Here is a 19,309-nt window from a genome sequence, read left to right as displayed (position 1 = left end):
TTCAGATAGGAGGGCACCATCTTCTTCCCAATCATGAAGGATGACGAACCGAATGTATCGTTCCGCACTGTTGCGTGCCGGTTGCGCCCTCTCCGCATTGTCTGCCAGTTTGCCCGCCATGGCCCAGGCTCCGGCATCGGACTCCTCTCCCCAGGGTTATCATGATCAGCGGGCCGACATCGTCGTCACCGCCATCATTCCCCGCCGGCAAGGCGATATTCTTTCAGGTACGTCGGTCGTGTCCGGCGAAGAGCTGACCAGGTCGCTGCGTCCGACGATCGGCGACACGCTCGCCCGCCAGCCTGGCGTATCCGCGACCTCCTTCGGCCCCAATGCATCGCGCCCCGTGCTGCGCGGCTTCCAGGGCGAACGCGTGCGCATCCTCACCGACGGCATAGGCAGCTTCGACGTCTCGAACACCTCTGTCGATCACGCCGTGGCGATCAACCCCCTCACCGCCGATCGCATAGAGGTGCTGCGCGGACCCGCCGCCCTGCTCTACGGTTCCTCAGCCATTGGCGGCGTAGTCAATGTGATCGACAGCCGCATTCCCCGCCGCGTGCCGGACGAACCGATCCACATCGACGGCATCGCCACCTATGGCAGCGCCGCCCATGAACGCACCGGATCGGGCGAGATCGAAGCGCCCATTGGCGACAAGTTCGTTGTCCATTTCGATGGCAGCTATTCCAGAAGCGGCGACCTGGACACCGGCAACTACATCCTGACCCCCGCGCTGCGGGCACAGGCGGCTGCCAGCGGCGATCCGGCAATCCGCGACCTCGCCAGCCTGAGAGGCAAGCTGCCCAACAGCGGAGCGCGAACCTGGGAAGTGGCGGGCGGCGCGGCGCTCATCACCGATGGCGGCAATCTGGGCTTTTCGGTCGCGCATACCGACAATTTCTACGGCGTGCCGGTCCGCTATTCGCTCGATGCCGATGGCGAAGCGGAAAAGGTGCGGTTGCACATGAAGCAGGATCGTGCCGATCTGCGCGCCGAATTGCCGGTCAATGGCGGCTTCCTGGAATCCATCCGCCTCCGCGCCGGCTTCGCCGACTATCAGCATCAGGAGATCGAGGAGACGGGCGAGGTCGGCACGACATTCTACAACCAGTCGATCGAATCGCGGCTCGAACTGGTGCAGGCGAAGCGCGGCGGATGGGACGGCGCGATCGGCGCGCAGTTCTTCGCGCGCAACTTCCATGTCGAGGGGGAGGAAAAGTTCCTGCCGCGCAACGAAACGGAGCAACTGGGCTTCTTCACGCTGCAGTCCTTCGACCTGGGCACCACCCGGATCGAACTGGGCGGCCGTTATGAACATACGCGCGTCGCAGCGGATGCGGACGAGACCTTGTTCAACCCCGCCTATCATCGCAGCTTCAATGCGCTGTCCGGCTCACTGGGTGTCAGTCAGGAACTCGTGCCCGGCTGGCGCGTCGGACTGAACCTGTCCCGTACGGAGCGGGCTCCTTCGGCCGAAGAGCTGTTTGCCCGCGGCAATCACGCCGGAACGCAAGCCTTTGAACTCGGCAATCCTGATTTCGGACTGGAAAAGAGCTGGGGCATCGAAGGCACGCTGCGCGGCCAGGGCGATGGCTACACGCTCTCGCTCTCGGCCTATCATAACTGGTTCAACGGCTATATCTACGATGTGCGGGTCGATGACGGCGTCTGCATGGCCGCCAATGGGGGCGAACCGCTATCCTTCCCCTGCTACCAGAATCTGCAGGCGAATGCCCGCTATCTCGGCTTTGAAGCGGAAGGCACGGTGAAGTTGGGGCAGATCGGCAGCTATGCCCTCAACCTGGACGGCGTGGCAGATTATGTGCGCGCCACCATCGTCGGATCCGGCCCGGCGCCGCGCATACCTCCGCTGCGTCTGCTGGGCGGCCTGGAACTGCAGGGCGATCGGCTGAGCGTTCGCGGCGAAGTCGAACGCAGCTTCGCCCAGAACCGCATCACCGACACCGAAACGCCGACCGACGGCTTCACACTGGTCAACGCATCGTTGTCCTTCAAGCCGATAAAGGGCAACGGCCGGACGACCATCACCCTTTCCGCCAACAATATCTTCGATGTGGAGGCGCGGCGGGCGGCCAGTTTCCTGAAGGACTACGCCCCCCTGGCGGGACGGGATATCCGGCTGACGGCGCGGCTTTCGATCTGATAACCTGCTTGATTGCGCAATGTGACGATTTCGTTACAAGGCGCGGATGGACCAGGGGTGGGCAAAACTCGATCGGATGCGCCAGCGGGCGTATAAGGGCGGCTGAATGCGTCAGATCGCCGCCCTTCCCTATTCGACCGGCCCTGACGGGTCGATGCGGATCCTGTTGATCACCTCGCGCGATACCCGCCGCTGGGTGATCCCCAAGGGCAATCGCATCAAGGGCATGGCCGGCCATCGCGCCGCCGAGCTAGAGGCCTATGAAGAGGCGGGCATTCACGGCATTGCCTGCCCTGCGCCGCTCGGCCGCTATCGCTATGACAAGAAGCGGCGGCGGGGCGACACGAAAGAGGCGACTGTCGAGGTTTTCCCGCTTGCGGTGACGGGCCAGTTGTCGCAATGGCCCGAACAAGGGCAGCGGGAACTGCGATGGTTCCCGGTTGCCGAAGCTGCAAAGGCTGTCGACGAACCCGATCTGCAATCCATCATCGCCGCTTTCCGCGAACCACCCCGTGATCCGGGCCTGTTCGTGCGGACGTTGCTGCGGGTCAAGGAATGGCAAAGCGAAAGGACTGGAATGCTGCGCTGGTTTCACGCGCTGATGCCCAAGCAAGGGCGCTTTTTCGAGCAGTTCGAGGATCATGCTGCGACCCTGGTCGCCGGTGCTGATGCGCTCGCCAAGCTGCTGAAGGGCGGGCCGGACATCGATGCCCATATCAAGGAGATTTCGGACCGGGAGCATGAGGCGGACGACATCATCCGCGAAGTGCTGCAGGATGTGCGCCGCATCTTCGTGACGCCGTTCGATCGCAGCGCCATCACCGGACTGATCGGGGTGATGGACGACGCCATCGACCAGATGAACCAGACGGCCAAGGCTATCGCGCTGTTCGAGGTGACGGAATTTCCGTCCCAGATGCAGGACATGAGCGCGCTGATCGTCGAATGCGCGCGGATCACGGCGGAGACGATGCCGCTGCTGCGTTCACTGAACCTCAATTCGGCACGGCTGCATGACCTGACCGAACGGCTGGTGAAGCTGGAGGGGCATGCCGACATCCTGCATGAGGCGGGACTGAAAGCGCTCTACAATCAGGCGCGGCAGGGCAATCCGATGGATTTCGTCGTCGGAAACGAAATCTACAGCCATCTGGAGAAGGTGACGGATCGGTTCGAGGACGTCGCCAACGAGATTTCCGGCCTGGTCATCGACCACGCCTGATCCGGCCAGAGAAGACAAGAGCCGCAGACATATGGAAGCCCAACTCGCCTTTCCGCTGCTGGTCGCGCTGATCGGCATCGCGCTGCTGTTCGATTTCCTGAACGGGCTGCACGACGCCGCCAACTCGATCGCGACCATCGTATCGACGCGGGTCCTGAAACCGCAATATGCGGTCGCGTGGGCGGCGTTCTTCAATTTCATCGCCTTCCTCTTCTTCGGGCTGCATGTGGCGGAGACGGTGGGCAAGGGCATTGTCGATGCCAGCATCATCGATCCGGCCGTGATTTTCGGCGCGCTGATGGGGGCGATCGCCTGGAACCTCATCACCTGGGGGTTGGGCATCCCTTCCTCCAGCAGTCATGCGCTGATCGGCGGATTGCTGGGCGCGGGGACCGCCAAGGCCGGGGCTTCGGCAGTGGTATGGAGCGGGGTGTTCAAGACCAGCGCCGCCATCGTGCTGTCGCCTGCGATCGGGCTGGTCCTGGCATTGCTGCTGGTGCTGATCGTGAGCTGGATCTTCCGGCGCTTCACGCCGCAGGGGGCGGACCGGGTGTTCCGGAAGATGCAGCTTGTGTCGGCGTCGCTCTATTCGCTGGGGCATGGCGGCAATGACGCGCAGAAGACGATGGGGATCATCGCGGTGCTGCTCTATTCGCAAGGCATGCTGACGGGCGGATTCCATGTGCCCTTCTGGGTGGTGTTGAGCTGTCAGGCGGCGATGGGCATGGGGACGTTGCTGGGCGGATGGAAGATCGTCCACACCATGGGATCGAAGATCACGCGATTGACGCCGGGGCAGGGATTTTGCGCGGAGACGGGCGGGGCGTTGACGCTGTTCCTGGCGACGCATCTGGGCGTGCCGGTATCGACGACCCATACCATCACCGGCGCGATCGTGGGCGTGGGGGCTTCGCGGCGGTTGTCGGCGGTCCGGTGGAACGTGGCGTCGAGCATCATCGTCGCCTGGGTGGTGACACTGCCGGCGGCGGCGGCGATCGGCGCGGCCTTTTACGGGCTGACGCGGCTTTTCTGACGGGAAAAGGGCGCGGTCGGTTTTTCCGCCGCGCCCTTCCCTCTCCTGAACCTCGAAATGATCAGCCCACCCGGCCGAGGCGGTGGTAGAGATTGGCGTATTTGACCGATTCCGGCTGGTCCTGAACCTCGCGCAGATAATGGGCGATGGCGGTGCGGATCAGGCCGAAATCCTCCGGCGAGAAAACCGCGCGGGAGCGGGCGGGCTGTGGTGCTTGGGTCGTTTCCATGGGGCTTCCTTTCCGTTGGGATGACGCATCAAACCATGAACCTGTCGGTCAATGAAGGGCGATTAGTGAGGCGGTGTCATGCGGTGACTTGTTCATATTGTCATTTTTTGACATAGTGACAGTATGGCGGATGATCGGAAACTCTATCTGGGGCCGAAGCTGCGGGTTTTGCGGCGGGAATTGGGGCTCAATCAGACACGGATGGCGGAGGAGCTGGGGGTATCGCCCAGTTACCTGAACCATCTGGAGCGCAACCAGCGGCCGTTGACGGCGCAGATGCTGCTGCGGCTGGCCAATGTCTATGACATCGACATTCGCGATTTCGTCGCCAGCACGCAGGAAGGGGCCGCGAGCGCGCTGGGGGAGATCCTGTCCGATGCGCTGGTGCGCGACATCGGCGTCGCCAAGGACGAAGTGCTGGAGGTCGCGGAGAATTATCCGGGGGTGAGCGAGGCGATCGGGCGCTTTTACCGGGCGCTCAGCGATTTGCGGCGGTTGCCGGAGCAGGTGGCGGCGGGATCGGCCGGGGCGCCGGGGAGCGTGGCGCCGCTGCATGCGCCGATCGACTGGCTGCGCGAGACGATAGCGCGGGCGGGCAATCATTTCGCGGAACTGGACGCGGCGGCGGAGTCGCTGGCGGGGGAGCTGGGCGACGATCCCTCTGCCGTGCAGGCGGGGATCCGGGCGCTGCTGAAGGAGCGGCACGGCATGGCCGTGCAGATCGTGCGGGAGGATGTGCTGGCGGGGACGCTGCGCCATTATGACATGCACCGGCGGCGGCTGTTGCTGAGCGAGCGGCTGGCCTCTTCGGGGCGGCTGTTCGCGGTCGCCTACCAGTTTTGCGCGCAGGAACTGGCGGACGGGATCGCCGCGCAGGTGGCGCGGGCGGGGCCGCCGGACGAGGACAGCCGCCGGCTCGCGGGGATCGCGCTCACCAACTATGCGGCGGCGGCGCTGATCATGCCCTATGACCGTTTCGCCAAGGCGGCGGAGCAGAGCCGACACGACCTGCCGCTGCTGCGGGCGCGCTTTGGCGTGTCGATGGAGCAGCTTGCCCATCGGCTGACCAGCCTGGGGCGGACGGGGGCGCGGGGCGTGCCCTTCTTCATGGCGAAGGTGGACCGGGCGGGCATCATGTCCAAGCGCTTCGACGGGGAGGCGTGGCCCTTTGCGCGGCTGGGGGGCAGTTGCCCGCGCTGGGACGCGCATGAGGCGCAGGCGCCGGATGCGGTGCTCCCCCAACTGATCGAGACGATGGACGGGCGGCGCTTCATCAGCCTGACCGCGGGGCTGCCCAGGGAGGGCGGTGCGCGGGGGCGGTCCGTGATCGCGCTTGGCTGCGAGGCGAAGCATGGGGCGCGGATCGTGCATGCCGACGGGATCGACCTGGAGAAGGGCGCAGCGACGCAGGTGGGGCCGACCTGCCATCTGTGCGAGCGACGGGGGTGTCCGGATCGTGCCCTGCCGCCGGTGACGCGGGCGCTGGATTTGCATGGCTATGAGCGGACGGTGGCGCCGTTTCCGTTTCGGCGGGTTTGAGGGCTAAGCGCTACATTCAAGCTTCAATGAAGCGCGCCAGAGACAATATGGGCAGTGTGTTATTTTTTGACCTGAATATTGATCGTCATCGCGTGAATCCACAAGCCATCCATCCAAAAACCGCAGTTGATATAGCCAGGTAGTTGACTTTTGATGGTCAGCGGCCCCCAAGTTAGCGGCGCAGTGAAATTGCTGCTGAGCGTCAAATTCAGTGATGACTTATTCAAAACCACATTAAATTGATTTCTGATCTGCAACTCGATCGGAACAGTTCTATTTTCATCTGATAGAATTTCTATATAGAATGACAATAGAACTGGCAGATCTGGGTCTGTGACCAGCACGGAATTGTTGGGGTATACCCCGAGAAGAGTGAATTTCCCCCCCATTTCCTGCCGGATGAAATCACAGCCGATCGATTTGCTTACAGTTGTTGCCATGATCAACCCATCATCGCAGGAACAGGCGCTGAATTGGATGCCGCTGTTTCAATGCCCGATGCTATTTGCGGTGGCGAATTGACCCAATTGGCGCTTTGCCCGTCTAGGGCAAGTGCAAGATAGGCATCGAAGTTGCTCCCGAGGAGGTTGGGAGCGTTCAAATCGTGCAGCAATATTTCAGCCTCGCCATCGAGCGCCTCTATAAACGCGCCGAAAGTGCGCAAGGTCCAGTTGCCAGGCGCGCTTAATTTGCGCGAAATCCAAGCCGGATCACGTCCCATCCTTTCGGCAAGATACGCTTGGGTCCACCCCTCTGCCTCACGTTTCCGCCACAATTTCCTAACTGCTTCGAAGGCTAGGTCACGGACCCGTGCGAAACCATAATCTTCCATCTCGCGACGTTCAGAGCGATATGTCATCACAATTCTCCGTCACATATCCATGAATGCTAAGGGCACTGAAAGGCGCTGCCTCATTGAAAAGCTTCCGCCAACCATCGACGCATTCGTTAATCGCAGACGTCCAGGCGGCCGATCCCTTTTTTCCGAGATCAGGCCGGGTATAGAAGCCTGTGACGATCAGAACGTCCGGCGCAGCAAAACGGCCCAATATCCGACATTGAGGGACAGGGTCGGTGACCCGGATTTCCCATATTTCGGGCGGCGGCTCGCTGAGCTTCTTAAGAAATCGACCTTGTTTCCTTTTTGTACCATCATTGTGGATACGATCACCCAGCACCCACTTGGCGAACGCGGCATCCACATAGCCCTTACCCACCAACGAATTTACGGCGGAATTCACATCCTGATATTTTGTAGCGGCATCTTTGGTCATAAATAAGCAGCGTTTCGCGGGCTTTCGACTGCGCGGCATAAATGGCAGCAGCAAGCCTTTTTTTATCGATTCATTCAACTGCACAGTAATTGACATATAAGTCAATAACGCTGGATTAACAGGGTAGGTCAATCCTCATTTTAAAAGCATTGAAGGTAAAATCAGCTATCTCACCCGAACCTTCAACGGGCTCAGCCACAGGAAGGCCGTTTCAATCCACCCTCCATCTTGATGAGAATCAAACCGGAATGTTGACGATGGCGACGCATTCCAGCCAACAAAAAGGGGCCGCCGGGCAGGCGACCCCTTCTATCCTCTCCCGAATGCGGGCAGGTCTGTTTTTAGTCGGCCTTCGTCTGAAGGTTGACGGCCGCGTATTTGCCGCGGCGGTCGACTTCCAGTTCGAAGTCGAGGCGATCACCTTCATTCAGGGCGCTCATGCCGGCGCGCTCGACGGCGCTGATATGAACGAACGCGTCGGGCTGGCCGTCGTCGCGCTGGATGAAGCCGAAGCCCTTCATGGCGTTGAAGAACTTGACCGTGCCGCTGGCGCGTTCGCCGGTAAGCTGGCGCTGCGGGCCGCGGTCGCCGCCGCCCGGACGATCGCCGAAGCCACCAGCGCGGGGTTCGCGCGGTTCGCGGGGACGATCCGTGACGGGGAGCGGTTCGCCCTCGATCTTGAGATCGGTGGCCGACACCTTGCCGCCGCGATCCACCAGGGTGAAGCCGAGCGGCTGGCCTTCGGCGAGGCCGGTCAGGCCCGCCTGCTCAACGGCGCTGATGTGGACGAACACGTCTTCGCCGCCATCGTCACGGACGATGAAGCCAAAGCCCTTCTGACCGTTGAAGAATTTTACGACGCCGGTGCCTTCGCCGACGACCTGGGCGGGCATGCCGCGGCCACCGCCGCCGAAACCACCACCACCGCCGCCGCCGCCGAAGCCGCCGCGACCACCACCGCCGCCGAAGCCGCCGCGATCACCGCCGAAACCGCCGCCGCCGCCGCCGCCGCCGCCACCAAAGCGGTCGCCACCGCCGAAGCCGCCACGATCACCACCGAAACCACCACGATCGAAACCACCGCCAAAACCGCCGCGATCACCACCATAGAAACTGTCGTCGCCGAAACCGTCGCGCTTGTCCTTGCCGCGCCCGCCGCGGCGACCTCTATCAAAACTCATGCCCTGTTGGTCACTTTCGCTTCGCCCCAGACTAAACCGGACAAACATGTCGGGCGAATGACATGCAGAATCCACCGCCAGTACGCGGTTTGGGAATCACTATATCAACTTTTCAGGGACAGGCGAATGATTTTTGAGGCTGGCAAAAGGCGTCAAATTCGCCGGTCCGGGAGGGAATGGGCGCCTTTCGTTCCCGGTCGCCAAGGGGCGATTGCGAACCGGCCGCTTTGGCCATAGAGGAAGAATCATGACCGTATATTTCCACGAAGAGGATCTGCCCGAGGGCGTCCTGGCCCCCGGCCCGATCGCCGTCGACACCGAAACCATGGGGCTGATCACGCCCCGCGACCGGCTGTGCCTGGTGCAGATCAGCGACGGGAAGGGCGACGAGCATCTGGTGCGCTTTTCGCCCGGCAGCGATTATGCCGCGCCGAACCTGCGCGCGGTGCTGGCCGATCCGGCGCGGCTGAAGCTCTATCATTTCGGGCGTTTCGACATTGCGGCGATCCGCCATTATCTGGGCGTGGTGGCAGCGCCCGTCTATTGCACCAAGATCGCGTCGCGGCTGGTGCGGACCTATACCGACAGGCATGGCCTGAAGGAACTGGTGCGCGAGATGCTGGGGCAGGAGATCAGCAAGCAGCAGCAGTCGAGCGACTGGGGCGCGCCCGCGCTGTCCGACGCGCAGAAGGATTATGCGGCGTCGGACGTCAGGTACCTGCATGCGTTGAAGGCCGAGCTGGACAAGAGGCTGGTGCGCGAGGGGCGGATGGAACTGGCGCAGGCCTGTTTCGATTTCCTGCCGCACCGGGCCGAGCTGGACCTGGCGGGATGGCCGGAGATCGACATCTTCGCGCATATGTGAGGGCTGAACCCATGTCGATTCAGGCCGATCAGCAACGCAATGTGCGCCGGCACTGGGCGCGGCCGGGGGGGAGCCATGACCGGCTGGTCGGGCTGCTCAAGAACTGGTTGCCGGTGTCGGTGGGCGTGCTGGCGGCGATGCTGGCGACGGCGCCCTTTACCGGGGGGGACAAGGTCAGCTTCGTGCTCGACAAGAACAAGGTCGAGGTGGCGAAGGAGCGGATGCGCGTGACCGAGGCGCTCTATCGCGGGGAGGACAGCAAGGGGCAGCCCTTTTCCCTGCGGGCCGGGTCGGCGGTGCAGAAGAGTTCGCGCGAGCCGATCGTCGACCTCAACGACATGTCGGCGCGGATATTGCTGTCCGACGGGCAGGCGCTGCTGCGGGCGCAGAAGGGGCGGTACGACATGGATACCGAGCGGGTCGCCATTGACGGGCCGGTGCAGTTCCAGTCGGAGGGCGGATACCGCCTGACCACGCGGGACGTGGGCGTGGACCTCACGACGCGGCGGATGCAGAGCGCGGGGCGGGTCGACGGGCGGATACCGATCGGGACGTTCAGCGGCGACCATCTGGAGGCCGACCTCAACGCGCGGACGGTGACGCTGAACGGGCGGGCGAGCTTGCGTATCGAACAAAATGGTCTCAAAGGGCAAAGGTGATGAGAAAGCCCCTTCTTCTGCTGTCGCTGGGTACGCTGGGCGCGGCGGGCCTCCTTTATGCGGGGGCGGATGCCCAGGTGTTGAGGAACCATGACAGCAATGCGCCGGTCAACTTCACCGCCGACAGGATCGAGGTGCAGGACCGCGCCGACCGCGTCGTGGTGTCCGGCAATGTCGAGGTGACGCAGGCCGGCATGACGCTGAATGCGGCGCGGATGACGGTGGCTTACCGGAACCAGCCGGGAAATGCGGCCGGCGCCAACGGGGTGGAGATCGACCGGATCGATGCGTCCGGCAATGTCGTGGTGCGCAAGGCGGACCAGACGGCGAAGGGCAATGTCGCGATCTACGACCTCAACAGCAAGCTGATCACCATGCTGGGCAATGTGTCGCTGACGCAGGGGACGAACCGGCTGACCGGCGGGCGGCTGGTGATCGACCTGACCAGCGGGCGATCGACCGTGGACGGGCGGGCTGCGGGTGGTGGCGGTTCGGGCGTTTCCGGCGGGGCGTCGGGCGGGCGCGTGTCGGGCACGTTCACGGTGCCGCAGCGGAAAGAGTGACGGATCTGCGGGTCCTCCGCTGAAAATGACGTTTCCCTGGAGCGATTTCCAAGCGATCGGAACCGATCGCTGGTTAAGAAATCGCGGAAAACAAGGAATCCAGAGCGTTTCCACTCATGGTGTCGATCCGTCCTAGGGGCGGTTGTCCCATTGGATGAGTTGGGGGACGCCGGCTTCGTCGATCGCCAGCTCTCCAAAGGCGCCGGTGCGGAGCTTCAGGCTGGCGAGCGGCAGGCCCAGCGCCAGGAGCGCGAAGCGGGCGGCGCCGTTGCTGGTGACGAGGAGGTCAGCGCCCTCCCCTTCCTGCGCGAACCAGTGTTTCCAGGCGGTCAGGCGGGATGGCGCATCCACGGTCCAGTCCCGGGGCGGGATGCCCTGTTCGTCCCAGGCAGCGAGGGCTTCGGCGCCCAGTCGCGCGAGAACCTGCGCTTCGGCCTGGCCTTCGTCGGGGCCGTGGTCGATCTCGTTGAGCCAAAGGAGCGGGCCGTCCATGGCGTGGCCGGTGGCGGCGGCGATGCTGGCGGCGGTTTGCCGGGCGCGGAGCAGCGGGCTGCTGTGGAGGCGGCGGATCGGGAAAGCCTGGGCCGCGAACCAGGCGCCGAGGCGGGCGGCCTGGGCGTGGCCGCTTTCCACCAGCGGAATGTCGGTGCGCGCGCCGATGCGCCGGGCATCGGCGCTGCTTTCGAAGGTGTTGCCGTGGCGGATGATGAAGATGCGGCGCAAGGATCAGGACGCCAGGGGAGGAACCGGATCGCCGTGGGTCGCGATGAGCGCCTCCACGCGGGCGATGTCGGCTTCGGTGTCGATGCCGGAGCTGTCGAAGAGCGGCGGGGATACTGGGACGGTCGTGACGGGGATGCCCAGTTCGAGGAGGCGAAGCTGTTCGAGCCCCTCGAGATTTTCGAGCGCCGTGGGGGGCGCGGCTTCGAAGCGAGTCAGCGCGTCGAGCGTGTAGCCATAGAGGCCGACATGGCGCCAGACCGGGGAAAGCGGCTGGCTTTGGCGCAGGGCCTGCTCATCGCGGATGGCGGGGATGATGGTTTTCGAGAACCAGAGGGCACGGCCGTCGGGCGCGCGGGCGCAGGTGGTGCCGCTGAAGGGCGAGCGCGTCTTGTGATCGCGCAGGGCATCGAGCGCAGGCCAGTCGAGTGCGATGACCGGGGTGGCGACTGCTGCCCCCGCCTCCAGCGCGGCGATGACGGCGCGCAGCGCGCCTTCCGGCTGGAAGGGGCTGTCGCCCTGAAGATTGACGATGAAGCGGGGCGGCGTTTCGCACTGGCGGGCGGCGGCCAGGGCGCGGCCGGAGCCGGTGGCGATGGCGCTGTCCGTCAGGACGGCGTCGCAACCCGCGGCGCGGGCGTGGGCCGCGATTTCCTGGTCATCGGTGGCGACGAGCAATTGGGTGTCCGGAAGGTCAGCCGTGGCGGCCCGGGCCATGGCGATGGTCCGGTGCAACAGCGTGCGGCCGGCAATGAGGCGCAGCGGCTTGCGCGGCAGGCGGGACGAGCCGGCGCGGGCGGGAATGACGACAAGCGTGGAAATGGTCATCGGTTCAAATAGCTGGATCGGTTTCCAAAGGATCCGAGCCGATCCCTGGTCGAGAAGTTGGGGAAAAGCAGCAACCCGGAGCGGCGATCTGGTCCGATCGGACCGGAAGTCGCCCCGGCGCTTCGAGCAAGCCGGCGCACCCGCTTGAAGGCGAAACCAGGCCCTTGCCTGAGCGGGCACGCGGTCGTTTCCGGGGCACCGGTGCTGGTCAGGCGACGCCCGCGTGGAGCAGGTCGTGCATGTGGAGGGCGCCGACCAGACGGCCCTTTTCGCAGACGAAGAGCAGCGTGATATTATGGTCGTGCATCTGGCGGAGCGCTTCGGAAGCCAGTTCTTCCGGGCCGACCGAGACGGGCTGAACCGTCATGTAACGGCCCACCGGCTCATTCATGTGACGGGTGCCGGTGACGGTGCGGCGCAGGTCGCCATCGGTGAAGGCGCCGATCAGTTCGCCCTGGGCAGTGACGACCGCCGTGCCGCCCAGGCGGGCGCGGGTCATTTCGATGGTGGCGTCGAGCAGGGAGGCGTCCTCCTCCACCCGAGGCACGTTTTGCCCGGACGCCATGAGTTCGCGCACCTTCACAAGTTGCGCGCCGAGCCGGCCATTGGGGTGGAATTTATGGAAATCGTCCGCCGAGAAGCCGCGCATTTCCATGAGCGCGATGGCGAGCGCGTCGCCGAACGCCATCTGGATCGTGGTGGAGGTGGTGGGCGCCAGCGAATTGGGGCAGGCCTCCTTCACGTCGGGCATCAGCATGCAGATGTCCGACGACGCCGCAACGGTGCTGTGCGGACGCGCCGTCATGCCCAGCAGCGGGATCGCGAACCGCTTGCAATATTGGATGATCGGGCCGAGTTCGTTGGACTCGCCGGAATGGGACAGCATCAGCACGACATCGTCCGGCGTAACCATGCCAAGGTCGCCATGACCCGCATCGGCAGGATGCAGGAAGATGGCGGGCGTGCCGGTGGAGGTCAGCGTCGCGGTCATCTTGCGCGCGACGATGCCGCTCTTTCCCATGCCCGTGACGATCAGGCGGCCGCGCACGCTCATGATCACGCCGACCATTCGCAGGAAGGTCGCGGAAAATTCCCGGTCGTCGAACTGGTTTTCCAGGGCGCTCAGCCCTTCGGCAGCGATGGATAATGTACGGCGCGCTGTTTCAGCAATGCGCCCGCCTGAGCCAAATGGCACGATCTTCGTTACTGTCGACACGCGTAAGCCCTTTTTTCCGCCATCATCGCCGGCTTTTCCCGACTGACGACAGCGGTGACGATCCACCCTCCCAAGGTGTCCCGTCCTACCTCATTCGCGACCCGACCGATCCGGAATGACCGGTACCCGGCTGCGGGAATAGGCTCCTTCCCCTAATATTGGCAAACGATTTCGCAAGCGCGAATGATGATTTGCGCGCCATTAACTCCACAATGGATGGAAAAGCGACGAGTTGCCAAATTATTCGGTGGATGGAGGAACCTTTTGATCGGCAGGCAGTTATGGCGCGCCCTGCTGCATTGCGCCATGATCAGCCATGATAGGCGCGATACCAGTCGACGAAGCGGGGAACCCCCACTTCGATGCCGGTGGTCGGCGCAAAGCCGATGTCCTGCGCGATTGCGCTGATATCGGCGAAGGTCGCCGGAACATCGCCGGGCTGCATCGGCTGAAAATCAACCTCCGCCTTTCGTCCGCAGGCATCCTCCAGGACCGAGATGAGGTGCATCAGCTCCTCCGGCCGGTTGTTGCCGATATTGTAGAGCCGGTGCGGCGAGCGGCTTCCCCCCGCCTTGGCCGCGCCGTCATCCTCCGGCGCGTGGTCGAGGCAGCCGACCACGCCGCTGACGATGTCGTCGATATAGGTGAAGTCGCGCTGCATCCGGCCATGGTTGAAGACGGGAATCGGCTGGCCCGACAGGATCCTGGAGGTGAAGATCCACATCGCCATGTCGGGGCGGCCCCAGGGGCCGTAGACGGTGAAGAAGCGCAGGCCGGTCATGGGAATGCGGAAGAGATGGGCGTAGGTCTCGCTCATCAATTCATCCGCCCGCTTGGTCGCGGCATAGAGCGAGACGGGATGATCGGCCCGGTCCTCCACCCGGAAGGGCAGCGTGTCATTGCCGCCATAGACCGAGGAGGAGGAGGCGTAGACCAGGTGCCGCACCCGCCGTTCCCGCGCCACCTCCAGCATGTTGACATGGCCCGCCAGGTTGGAGCGGACATAGGCATGGGGGTTGATCAGCGAATAGCGCACGCCCGCCTGTGCGCCCAGATGGATGATCGCATCGACGGGATGGTCGTGCAGCGCGACCTGGAGCGCGTCCATGTCGGCAAAGTCCAGCTCCGCGAAGGTGAACAGGCGGCCGTGACGCTCCTGCAGGGCGGCGATCCGGTCACGCTTGAGCGAAACCGGATAATAGTCGTTCATATTGTCGATGCCGAAGACCGCCCGGCCCTGTGCGAGCAGACGGTCCGCAACGGCCATGCCGATGAAGCCGGCCGCGCCGGTCACGAGGATTGTCATGGGTTGCGGGTTCCTGTCCTTGCCTGGCGTCGGAGTCTTTCACAGACAATCCGGGAAGCGATGTAAAGGGCTTTCCCCATAAGGTTCGTGATAGTGGCTAAAATTGCTGGCCTGTGATGCTGGCCTGTGATGCAGGGCGGATTGCGGCCCCCTGGGGCGCGGGCCGGGAAGCGGGGCTGGGAACGGATGGAGTGCGGACGTCAGACAGCGCGGTCCTGGCCGGCCTGATGTCCGGTCGGTTCGCCGGCCATGCCCAGGAGCAGGTCGATCTTGTCGTGCAGGTTCGCGATCTGCGCTTCGGCGCGAATATTCGTCTCATAGTCCAGGCGCGCGTCGAGCCGGTCCTTCGCCGCCTGCCGGTTCTGGCTCATCATGATGATCGGCGCCTGCAATGCGGCGAGCATCGAGAGCATCAGGTTCAGGAAGATGAAGGGGAAGGGATCAAAGGCATGACCCACAAGGACGACCGTGTTCAATAGGGCCCACGCCACCAGGAACAGGCCGAAGCCGATGATGAAGCTCCAGGAGCCGCCGACGGCAGCCATGCGATCGGCGAGGCGCTCGCCAAAGGTCAGGCGCTCGTCAAAGACCTCGTTGACGTCGCGGACATGGTGCGCGCGGCGGAACGGCGCGGCGAGGAAGCGGATTGCTGCGTTCATGACTCACCTCTTGCGACCGTACCCTCTGAGCCGGCGCCGGTGAGCTGAAGTCGGTTCAGTTCGCCAGCTCCCCCAGAGGGACGGTCCTTCGACTATGGTCGTTGTCAGGCATTGGTCCCTCAAGGGAGGAGATTGCGGATCGGACGGCGCGAACGCCGCCTGACGATCAACTGATGCCGCGCGCCCGATTGTTCAAGTGAAAGCTTTTTAATGTTCGCTTGAGCGCGATCCGCCTCATGCAGCGGTCGTCCTTCCGGATTAGCCATTCCCTAATCATTGGCGGCTAAGGCCAGGGCATGGACATGGCTTCCCATCCTGCAATGGCGAACGCGCGCGTCGAGACGCTGGACCAGCGCGCGCGCTGGTCCGTGCTGGCGGACGCGGCGGCGGAGGCCAATGCCTTCTATATCCCCGACATGCTGTGCGCGGCGCTGGATCACCTGGCGGGCGGCGCGACCGTCCGCGTGCTGGAGGCGCAGCGGGACGGCGAACTGATCGGGCTGATGCCGGTGGCGATTTCGGCGCGGCACGGGCGCTTGCCGCTGCGCTGCGTCACCAACTGGATGCACGATCACTGCTTCTTCGGTGCGCCGTTGATCCGGCGGGGGGACGAAGTGGCGGCCTGGCGGGAATTGCTGGGGCAGTTGGACAGGGCGGCGTGGGCGCCGGCCTTCCTGCATCTGCGCGGGCTGGACGCGGCGGGGGCGAATGCGGCGGCGCTGGAGGCGCTGTGCGTGGAGCAGCGGCGCGGGCGGCGCGAGGTGCATCGTCATGACCGGGCGATGCTGCGGTCGGAACTGGATGCCGACGCCTATTGGGAAACCCATGTGCGGGCGAAGAAGCGCAAGGAATTGCGCCGCCTGCAGAAACGGCTGGCCGAGATGGGCCGGGTCGAGAGCCGGTTGCTGGGCGACGGGGCGGAGCTGGCCGCGTGGTGCGGGGAATTTCTGGCGCTGGAGGCTGCCGGCTGGAAGGGGGCCGAGGGATCGGCGCTCGCCTGCCGGGACGAGGATGCGGCCTTCTTCCGCGCGGCCTGCGCGGCGGCGTTCGAAAATGGGCGGCTGCATTTCCTGCGCATGGACCTGGATGGACGGGCGATCGCGATGCTGGTCAATTTCCGGCATGGCGAGGGGGCTTTTTCCTTCAAGATCGCCTTTGACGAGACGCTGGGGCGCTTTTCGCCGGGCGTGCTGATCGAGATCGCCAACCTGCAGGCGGTGCTGGGCGATCCGGGCATGGGATGGATGGATAGCTGCGCGGCGGCGGACCATCCGATGATCGACAGCCTGTGGGCCGAGCGGCGGACGATCGCGCAATATCGCATCGCGCTGCGCGGGCCGGGGCGGAGCATTGCCTTTGCGCTGGCGAACGGGGTCGAGGCGCTGGGGCGCCGCCTGAAGGGCCAGGATTGAGGAGCAGATATGAATGCGGTGAGCGCCATCGAGGCGGCGGTGTTTTCGGAAGATGCGCGGACGGCCTTTGCCGCTGCCTATCCCGACCGGGCGACGAAGCTGGGCCATGGGTTGGCGGGGCATGCGCTGCTGACGCTGGAGGCGCTGGCCGGGCTGGCGGAGCGCATGCCTGCCGACCGTGTGGAATATAATCTGGGCAAGCTGCCCCTGGGGGTGCGGCCGGAGGATACGCCCTCCAACGGGCTGACGCTGGGCGAGACCATCCGGACCATCGAGACCAACGGCAGTTGGGCGGTGCTGAAGAATGTCGAGCGCGATGCCGATTATGGCGCGCTGCTGGACCGGGCGCTGGCGGAGCTGGCGCCGATCGTGGAGCGGGAAACCGGGCCGATGCTGCATCGGGAGGCGTTCATATTCCTATCCTCGCCGGGAAGCGTGACGCCGTTCCACATGGACCCGGAGCATAATATCCTGCTCCAGATCCGGGGGGAGAAGACCATGACGGTCTTCCCGGCGGGGGACGAGGAACTGGTGCCGGCGGTGCAGAGCGAGGCCTTTCATGCCGGGGGGCATCGCAATCTGGACTGGCGGGACGCGTTTCGCGACCGGGGCATGGCGGTGACGCTGTTGCCGGGCGACGCGATCCATGTGCCGGTGAAGGCGCCGCATTTCGTGGAGAACGGACCGGCCGTGTCGGTCAGCCTGTCCGTCACCTGGCGGTCGGACCGGAGCGTGGCGGAGGGCGAGTTGCACAGCCTGAACGGCTTGTTGCGGCGGCGCAGGCTGCCGGTCGGGCGGATCGGGGCGCGGCCGGAGGCGCAGGGCATGCGGCGGATCGCCTATCGGATCATGCGCAAGCTGGGCGTCTGAGGATTTTCCGGAGGGCGGCTTCGGCCTCCAGACGGGGGCTGAAGCGGTCGACCTGCCACCATTCGAGCGCCTCCTCGCAGGTGGCGAGGCTTTGCTTGTACCGATCCTTGCCGGCGAGCAGGGAGTAAAGCGCAAGGCCGCGCGCGGCATAATGGTCGACGGCGGCGGCGTGGCAGAGCAGTCCGGGCTTGTCCTTCCCGCTGCGCGGGGCGGCGAAGGCGGACTGGTAGTTCATCGCCGTACCGTCGTGGAGGAAGTTCAGCAGCAGGCCGACCACCCCTTCGCCATCGGTGAAGCGGAGCAGTTCGACCGCTTCGCTTCGGGTTGCGAGCGCGGCGGCGAAGCGGCGGAAGGCGGGGTCGTCCCAGGCATTGTCGGCATGGCGGCCCGCGTTGAGGGCGCGCATTTCCTCCAGCCAGGGTTCGATGTCGGCTGGCATGGCCCGGGCGATGGCCGGGAGCGCGCCGCCATGATCCTTGAGGGCGCGGCGGATCTGGCCGCGGCTGTTGGCACTGAGCAGCGACAGATAATCGGCGGCGCGCACGGCTTCCAGGTCGACCTGATAGACCGGGGAGCGGTCGAGGCGGGTCCTGCGGCGGGCGGGGATTTTCAGGAGCGGCGCGTCGGGGGCGATGCCGCCGAGGCGGAGGGTGCGCCAGTCATTGCGGCCCTGCAGCGCCCGAAGGACAGCCTCGGTCGCCTCCCCTTCCCTGCCCGCTTCGATCAGCAGGCCGTTATATTCGATGAAGGGACGGTCGGCCGAGGCGTCGCCGGACTGGTTGAGCGACAGCGTGGCGCTGCGGCCCAGCAGGCGGGGCTGCATGCTGTGGCCGAACAGGGCGAGCGCGATATCCTGTCCCTGGCCGTCGGTGACGGCGAGCAGTTCGGGGCGGACGGCATAGCTTTCCAGCCAGGCGCCGGTCCAGGTCCAGCCAAGGAAGAAGCTGGCGGCGGCGCGCGATTCCAGCGCCTGCCAGCGGGGCGCGAGACTGGCCAGGTCGGGGAGGCCGGTGAATTGGCCAGTGAACTGGGCGGTGAGGGCCATTGCGAGGCCCCTTTTGGCAGAGCGGCGGTCGGGGTCAAGCGGCGAGGCTGGCCGGAGAGATTTGGCCGGAGAGATTTGGGCGGAGGGATCTGAACAGAGGGATCAGAGTTCGCGGCGCAAGGCGGGATCGATGGTGCCGTCGGGGCGGACGCCGGCACGCCTGAGGTCACGACCCATGTGACCGGTGAGGAAACGAAACCACATCGTGAAGTCGGCGCGCAGCGACCAGAGCGGATAGCGGAAGGTCGCCGGGCGATTATGTTCGATCAGGCTGTGACCGATCCAGGCAAAGCCATAGCCCGCCAGGGGCATGGCGGCGACCATCCACCATTTCCCGGCAACCGGCAGCGCGGCAAGCAGGGCCACGGTCAGGCTGGTGCCGGCATAGTGCATCGCCCGCGTGCCCGCATGGGCATGTTCCTGGAGATAATAGAGCCAAAAATCCCGGAAATCCGCCGCCTTTCCCTGCATCGTATCCCCTCCTGCCGGTGCCGAAGGGTAATGGGAAAAATGATGGAAGT

General features: G+C 64.6%; 21 protein-coding genes. 9 read left to right on the top strand and 12 right to left on the bottom strand.

All coding sequences use genetic code 11. The features are described from left to right. Positions 1–52 precede the first annotated feature (52 nt). The 3 genes from MRBLSP13_RS04390 to MRBLSP13_RS04380 all read left to right on the top strand — a co-directional run bounded on the left by MRBLSP13_RS04390 (position 53) and on the right by MRBLSP13_RS04380 (position 4,422). A complete protein-coding gene (locus MRBLSP13_RS04390) occupies positions 53–2,167 on the top strand; it encodes a TonB-dependent receptor (protein WP_363739984.1) in 2,115 nt (704 codons plus the stop codon). A 106-nt stretch (positions 2,168–2,273) separates the two neighbouring features. Continuing rightward, positions 2,274–3,389, top strand: coding sequence for a DUF47 family protein (locus tag MRBLSP13_RS04385; RefSeq protein WP_363739986.1), 1,116 nt, complete (start codon positions 2,274–2,276; stop codon positions 3,387–3,389). Positions 3,390–3,420: 31 nt separating this feature from the next. Then, positions 3,421–4,422, top strand: a complete 1,002-nt coding sequence (locus tag MRBLSP13_RS04380; protein ID WP_363739988.1) for an inorganic phosphate transporter — start codon at positions 3,421–3,423, stop codon at positions 4,420–4,422. A gap of 61 nt (positions 4,423–4,483) precedes the next feature. On the opposite strand, the gene MRBLSP13_RS04375 is transcribed toward MRBLSP13_RS04380, so the two are convergent. Beyond that, positions 4,484–4,651 (bottom strand): hypothetical protein, encoded by a 168-nt coding sequence (locus tag MRBLSP13_RS04375; RefSeq protein WP_166666390.1) that lies wholly within the window; start codon positions 4,649–4,651, stop codon positions 4,484–4,486. 123 nt (positions 4,652–4,774) lie between these two features. Between MRBLSP13_RS04375 and MRBLSP13_RS04370 the strand changes: the two genes are divergently transcribed. Then, complete coding sequence (locus MRBLSP13_RS04370) at positions 4,775–6,190, top strand: helix-turn-helix domain-containing protein (RefSeq protein WP_363752961.1); 1,416 nt, start codon at positions 4,775–4,777, stop codon at positions 6,188–6,190. A gap of 59 nt (positions 6,191–6,249) precedes the next feature. On the opposite strand, the gene MRBLSP13_RS04365 is transcribed toward MRBLSP13_RS04370, so the two are convergent. From MRBLSP13_RS04365 to MRBLSP13_RS04350, 4 genes are all read right to left on the bottom strand, one after another. Beyond that, positions 6,250–6,630 (bottom strand): hypothetical protein, encoded by a 381-nt coding sequence (locus tag MRBLSP13_RS04365; RefSeq protein WP_363752958.1) that lies wholly within the window; start codon positions 6,628–6,630, stop codon positions 6,250–6,252. A 2-nt stretch (positions 6,631–6,632) separates the two neighbouring features. After that, positions 6,633–7,049, bottom strand: coding sequence for a helix-turn-helix domain-containing protein (locus MRBLSP13_RS04360; RefSeq protein ID WP_363752955.1), 417 nt, complete (start codon positions 7,047–7,049; stop codon positions 6,633–6,635). Continuing rightward, on the bottom strand, positions 7,033–7,560 hold the full coding sequence (locus MRBLSP13_RS04355; RefSeq protein WP_363752952.1) for a hypothetical protein: 528 nt from the start codon (positions 7,558–7,560) through the stop codon (positions 7,033–7,035). Before MRBLSP13_RS04355 ends, MRBLSP13_RS04360 begins: the two co-directional genes overlap by 17 nt. A 245-nt stretch (positions 7,561–7,805) precedes the next feature. Further along, the gene (locus MRBLSP13_RS04350) at positions 7,806–8,645 is read right to left on the bottom strand and encodes a cold-shock protein (RefSeq protein WP_363752949.1); all 840 of its coding nucleotides are present in this window, start codon (positions 8,643–8,645) and stop codon (positions 7,806–7,808) included. 247 nt (positions 8,646–8,892) lie between these two features. Here MRBLSP13_RS04350 and MRBLSP13_RS04345 point away from each other — a divergent pair, with 247 nt between their 5' ends. Genes MRBLSP13_RS04345 through MRBLSP13_RS04335 form a run of 3 tightly spaced genes read left to right on the top strand, consistent with a single transcriptional unit; the run spans position 8,893 to position 10,732 of the window. Next, on the top strand, positions 8,893–9,510 hold the full coding sequence (locus MRBLSP13_RS04345; RefSeq protein WP_133653861.1) for a ribonuclease D: 618 nt from the start codon (positions 8,893–8,895) through the stop codon (positions 9,508–9,510). A gap of 11 nt (positions 9,511–9,521) precedes the next feature. Next, complete coding sequence (locus tag MRBLSP13_RS04340; RefSeq protein WP_133653862.1) at positions 9,522–10,169, top strand: LPS export ABC transporter periplasmic protein LptC; 648 nt, start codon at positions 9,522–9,524, stop codon at positions 10,167–10,169. Beyond that, complete coding sequence (locus tag MRBLSP13_RS04335) at positions 10,169–10,732, top strand: LptA/OstA family protein (RefSeq protein WP_133653863.1); 564 nt, start codon at positions 10,169–10,171, stop codon at positions 10,730–10,732. Before MRBLSP13_RS04340 ends, MRBLSP13_RS04335 begins: the two co-directional genes overlap by 1 nt. Positions 10,733–10,864: 132 nt before the next feature. Here the strand turns inward: MRBLSP13_RS04335 and MRBLSP13_RS04330 are convergent, their stop codons facing one another. From MRBLSP13_RS04330 to MRBLSP13_RS04310, 5 genes are all read right to left on the bottom strand, one after another. Then, positions 10,865–11,455, bottom strand: coding sequence for a histidine phosphatase family protein (locus tag MRBLSP13_RS04330; protein ID WP_363740003.1), 591 nt, complete (start codon positions 11,453–11,455; stop codon positions 10,865–10,867). Between the two features lie 3 nt (positions 11,456–11,458). Continuing rightward, on the bottom strand, positions 11,459–12,280 hold the full coding sequence (gene kdsB / locus MRBLSP13_RS04325) for a 3-deoxy-manno-octulosonate cytidylyltransferase (protein WP_363752945.1): 822 nt from the start codon (positions 12,278–12,280) through the stop codon (positions 11,459–11,461). 208 nt (positions 12,281–12,488) lie between these two features. Then, positions 12,489–13,496, bottom strand: a complete 1,008-nt coding sequence (locus MRBLSP13_RS04320; protein ID WP_363740005.1) for a KpsF/GutQ family sugar-phosphate isomerase — start codon at positions 13,494–13,496, stop codon at positions 12,489–12,491. Between the two features lie 310 nt (positions 13,497–13,806). Next, positions 13,807–14,802, bottom strand: a complete 996-nt coding sequence (locus tag MRBLSP13_RS04315) for an NAD-dependent epimerase/dehydratase family protein (RefSeq protein WP_363740006.1) — start codon at positions 14,800–14,802, stop codon at positions 13,807–13,809. 200 nt (positions 14,803–15,002) lie between these two features. Beyond that, a complete protein-coding gene (locus tag MRBLSP13_RS04310) occupies positions 15,003–15,461 on the bottom strand; it encodes a DUF1003 domain-containing protein (RefSeq protein WP_363752942.1) in 459 nt (152 codons plus the stop codon). A 296-nt stretch (positions 15,462–15,757) separates the two neighbouring features. Here MRBLSP13_RS04310 and MRBLSP13_RS04305 point away from each other — a divergent pair, with 296 nt between their 5' ends. Both MRBLSP13_RS04305 and MRBLSP13_RS04300 read left to right on the top strand, forming a co-directional pair. After that, a complete protein-coding gene (locus MRBLSP13_RS04305; protein ID WP_363740008.1) occupies positions 15,758–16,873 on the top strand; it encodes a GNAT family N-acetyltransferase in 1,116 nt (371 codons plus the stop codon). Positions 16,874–16,882: 9 nt separating this feature from the next. Next, positions 16,883–17,743, top strand: coding sequence for a cupin-like domain-containing protein (locus MRBLSP13_RS04300; RefSeq protein ID WP_363752939.1), 861 nt, complete (start codon positions 16,883–16,885; stop codon positions 17,741–17,743). Here the strand turns inward: MRBLSP13_RS04300 and MRBLSP13_RS04295 are convergent. Beyond that, positions 17,721–18,788, bottom strand: coding sequence for a GNAT family N-acetyltransferase (locus MRBLSP13_RS04295; protein WP_363752936.1), 1,068 nt, complete (start codon positions 18,786–18,788; stop codon positions 17,721–17,723). The two genes, MRBLSP13_RS04300 and MRBLSP13_RS04295, sit on opposite strands and share 23 nt — an antisense overlap. A 102-nt stretch (positions 18,789–18,890) precedes the next feature. Continuing rightward, positions 18,891–19,259 (bottom strand): DUF962 domain-containing protein, encoded by a 369-nt coding sequence (locus tag MRBLSP13_RS04290; protein ID WP_363740011.1) that lies wholly within the window; start codon positions 19,257–19,259, stop codon positions 18,891–18,893. Positions 19,260–19,309: the final 50 nt, after the last annotated feature.

This window comes from Sphingobium sp. LSP13-1-1.1, assembly GCF_040676415.1.
Classification (GTDB): Bacteria; Pseudomonadota; Alphaproteobacteria; order Sphingomonadales; family Sphingomonadaceae; genus Sphingobium.
The sequence above is the reverse complement of the archived record's forward strand: the minus strand, read 5'-3'. Positions and strand labels throughout refer to the sequence as shown.